Source organism: Acinetobacter sp. Colony158, from assembly GCF_019264745.1.
GTDB classification, from domain to species: Bacteria; Pseudomonadota; Gammaproteobacteria; order Pseudomonadales; family Moraxellaceae; genus Acinetobacter; species Acinetobacter ursingii.
Map to the genome: position 1 here is coordinate 2923540 of NZ_CP078523.1, position 953 is coordinate 2924492.

1 protein-coding gene is annotated in these 953 nt (G+C 31.7%); it reads right to left on the reverse strand.

Annotated features, from left to right (window positions below):
* Positions 1 to 350: 350 nt before the first annotated feature.
* Positions 351 to 893 carry a GNAT family N-acetyltransferase gene (locus JR005_RS12000; protein ID WP_044433101.1) on the reverse strand — a complete coding sequence of 181 codons (543 nt, stop codon included), beginning with the start codon at positions 891 to 893 and terminating at the stop codon, positions 351 to 353.
* Between the last annotated feature and the right edge of the window lie 60 nt (positions 894 to 953).

The following is a 953-nucleotide window of genomic DNA, read 5'->3' on the forward strand; positions in this document are numbered from 1 at the left end:
CAATAACTTAAATTAAATGCTGTTATTTTACATTCAGGCAAACAATACTGTAAGTTTTTATACCTTTTAAGATAAATAATATCTGAAATAAACTGAATATTTTTCTTCGTTAATCTCTATTTTCCACAAATAAAGCTGTTCCACTTGTACAGGTTCAATCTCAGTGAACTATCGCATAGATGCTACTGATTTTGGATTAACGTTTTGCTTAAATAAGAGATCTGGAGGCAAAATAACTTGACCAACGTATTTGTATAAAAGTATTTGTATCCTATTGATTAAGCTTTCTATCAGTTCCTATAAGCAACTAATTTGATAATCTAATGATTAAAATATATACAAAATAAAGCTTACCAAAGCTCACCTTCTCTCCAATTGGTGCAAATTACATGATGCTCGGTACTATGTAGTAGTAAATCTTTCAATTGAATATTCAATGGATACAGCATGATTTTATTCTCATCCGTTAGGTAAGTAGACTTACCTCGATGAATATATAAATCCCCCAACCAATTAATCCAACCTAATTTTTTATAGAATTTATCATATTCAGGTTGCAATGCTGCAAGTTCATAACCTAAGTGAGTTAAAGTATCGATCAAATATCTTAATAGTTGTGATGCGAATCCCTTCCCCCGCATTCTCTCATCAGTAGTCACATATTCAACATAAGCTGTTTTCAATTTTATACTGTTATTAATAGTGAAAACTCTGTCTGTCCATAGCGCATGCGACACGATTTTTCCATCCAATATACCAACAAGATGAGAGGCTGTTTGCATGAAAAGATATTGGCTCCAAGGATCTTCATCAAATGCAGAAAAGCACAATGTGGCAATTTGTTGTCGCTGATGTGGATTGAGCTCTTTAACTTCAAGAATTTTAAACTCCATAAGCAGAGTCTCAATAAAAGTTAATTATATTTTAAATAAAGATCTGGAATGTATGAGTTA